Source organism: Methanospirillum sp., from assembly GCF_035560735.1.
Taxonomy (GTDB): Archaea; Halobacteriota; Methanomicrobia; order Methanomicrobiales; family Methanospirillaceae; genus Methanospirillum.
In genome coordinates, this window is record NZ_DATMYY010000060.1 from 1 (window position 1) to 2,441 (window position 2,441).

Annotated in this window: 5 protein-coding genes and 1 pseudogene; 5 read left to right on the forward strand and 1 reads right to left on the reverse strand. The window is 42.8% G+C overall.

Going from position 1 to position 2,441, the window contains the following annotated elements; translation table 11 throughout:
* The 5 genes from VN429_RS01620 to VN429_RS01640 form a co-directional block, all read left to right on the forward strand.
* A partial coding sequence (locus VN429_RS01620; protein ID WP_325629091.1) for an OsmC family protein occupies nucleotides 1-537 on the forward strand: 537 nt, incomplete at its 5' end.
* 8 nt (nucleotides 538-545) lie between these two features.
* Nucleotides 546-1,055, forward strand: coding sequence for a YeeE/YedE thiosulfate transporter family protein (locus VN429_RS01625; RefSeq protein ID WP_325629093.1), 510 nt, complete (start codon nucleotides 546-548; stop codon nucleotides 1,053-1,055).
* Complete coding sequence (locus VN429_RS01630; RefSeq protein WP_325629095.1) at nucleotides 1,056-1,571, forward strand: transporter component; 516 nt, start codon at nucleotides 1,056-1,058, stop codon at nucleotides 1,569-1,571.
* A gap of 1 nt (nucleotide 1,572) precedes the next feature.
* Nucleotides 1,573-1,797 carry a sulfurtransferase TusA family protein gene (locus VN429_RS01635; protein WP_325629097.1) on the forward strand — a complete coding sequence of 75 codons (225 nt, stop codon included), beginning with the start codon at nucleotides 1,573-1,575 and terminating at the stop codon, nucleotides 1,795-1,797.
* A gap of 67 nt (nucleotides 1,798-1,864) precedes the next feature.
* Nucleotides 1,865-2,083: a hypothetical protein gene (locus VN429_RS01640; RefSeq protein WP_325629099.1), complete on the forward strand. Its 219-nt coding sequence runs from the start codon at nucleotides 1,865-1,867 to the stop codon at nucleotides 2,081-2,083.
* Between the two features lie 31 nt (nucleotides 2,084-2,114).
* On the opposite strand, the pseudogene VN429_RS01645 reads toward VN429_RS01640, so the two are convergent.
* Nucleotides 2,115-2,441: pseudogene (locus VN429_RS01645) on the reverse strand (hypothetical protein); the annotation flags it as partial.

Here is a 2,441-nt window from a genome sequence, read left to right on the forward strand (position 1 = left end):
GTTAATACGGTTATCTTGACTCTTAACAATATTGACCTGGCACAGATTGATGCCTATGAGGCAGAAATCAGGAAAAATCCTAATGATGCAAAATTTACCACCAAAGTAGAGGGAACCTGGTGCTATGAGGAAGGAGGCCCGCAATTTACTGCACAGGCAAAAACCAACGGTGGAATGGTTTCCTTCTCCCTGTCTCATCCAAATTTCGCAGGGCCGGGACCAAGCCCAAGTCCAATGTCGTACGGGTTATTCTGGATTGCTGGATGTGCAAGTGCTACATTTATGTCAGCCGCAGAGAAGAAAAATATCAAAGTAACTTCTCTAAAAACAACAATTGAGGCAGACTTAAATTATCTAAAGCAATTTAACATTTCCGAAGAGCCTCTTGTTTCTGCATATCGCCTCATATTTTCCGTAAAATCAGATGCATCAGATACAGAAATTGAGGAATTAAGGCTTGCTGCCCTTAACGGCTGTATGGCAATGTATACTGTTCAAAATGCAATACCCCTCGACCTTTCTGTGAAGAAGGAGTAGACATTCTCATGAAGAAATTTGATAATTGCCTGGAGGGAACAAACGGTCCCATTATTCTGGGGATTATTATAGGTATCCTCGCTGCCATCGTCCAGGGACTTACAATTTCAGCAGGAGGGCCAGAGGCATATGGATTTTGTGCCCTGTGTCATACACGTGACCTTGTAAATGGACTACTCAACATTGGGTTAGGCACTAACCTTGGTCTTGCAGCAGTTTCAAAAGCTGCCATTCTCCCGGTAATGAGTATGGTCGGTGTTCTCATCGGAGGGTTCATCGCTGCAAAGGTGAGCAAAGAATTCAGAGTAAAGTCAGCATCCATTAAAGATGTCATCCTCTATTTCATTGGCGGGGTTCTTCTGATGCAGTTTGGTCTCCTTCTTGGGGCTTGCCCATACCGTGCAGCAATCAGATTTGCATATGGAGATCTGGTAGCCCTTGTGGGAATCATCGGTATTGTTGTTGGTGTCTGGATATCTCTCATCTTGATTCAACGCTCTTCCAAGGGAGGTCTTTAAATGGCAGGTTGGATCTCAAAAGAACTAGCCGTTATTCTTGTCCCAGTCATCACCCTGATCGCAGGATGTATTATTGGATATCTTGCGCAGAGAACAGGATTCTGTGCAATCGGAGGATTCAGAGATTATATCCTGTTCAAGCACACACGACTTCTCAAGGGTTTTTTTGCAATAGTTGTGAGTGCATTTGTAGCTTACCTGGTCTTCCATGCAATTACTGCCGGTGCATTTGAGCACTTTCCCTGGGCATTAACAAGCGGCCTTCTGTCACCAGTTCCCGGAGCTCCAGCTGATATGTCATCAGCAGCATATCTGATCCTTGCACTCATAGGAGGAGCAGGAATCGGTGTCATTGGAGTTTACCTAGGCGGATGCCCTCTCCGACAGTTCGTGATGACAACAGAAGGCAACATGAAATCACTCTGGTTTGTCATTGGAATGGCAGTAGGAAGTGTATTGTTCTACATCATTACGATGGGATTTGTAAAAGGGCTCCTTAAAGTAATCGGGTTATAACATGTCTGAACAAAAACTGGATATTACAGGTGTTGTTTGCCCTTTCTGTCTCATAAAAGTGAAAGAGGCATTTGATCAGGTTTCTGCAGGAGGCATACTCAAGGTCATATGTGATCATCCACCAGCTGCCAAAGATACAATTCCAGCTTATGCAGAAATGAAAGGATGGAAATGTAGTGTTCGTGAGGTCGAGTCCGGACTTTGGGAACTTACCTTATCAAAATAATAATAAGTCCTTACTACTCATTTTTCACGCATCCAGCCCAATACAACAGTATACTTTTTTCTTTATCATGACTGAACCAGCTGATATCAGGGATGAATCCTGTACAAACTTATCAATCCTGCTAAAATTATTAATTCGAAATATCAATCCTGGTGAAACGATACAGATGATTGCAACCAAGAAGCAATTGATTCAGATAGAAGAGGTATTATCAGAGAATGGTATCTATGTTCAATCTTCACCACTCCCGTTAGACCTTCTCCTTGAGGTTACAAAGCCAAATTAAAGAAACCAGAACAAAGAGGTATTTGAAAAAGTTAAAGGCCCATCTCTTCACGAACTTCATCTTTGTGAATAACCTTATCCCATTTCTCCCCAGACAGGCAATACCCACTTTTGTCTAAAACTAATACCGGGTAACGGGCAATATCAGCGGGAATTGGTTGCGTATCTATCCTCTTGAAATTTATGAGGTCTTCAACCCGAAGGCCTATGATTTGGCACAACTCACGAAGTTCTATCAACCATCTGCGAAGATCCCTGACATCTATTGTATCCCATTTGATTATCTGGAAGAGTTTCATATAGACATCCCGTTCCTGGGCTATATGACGGACACCATCCTGCTTACTGAAGTAAAACTC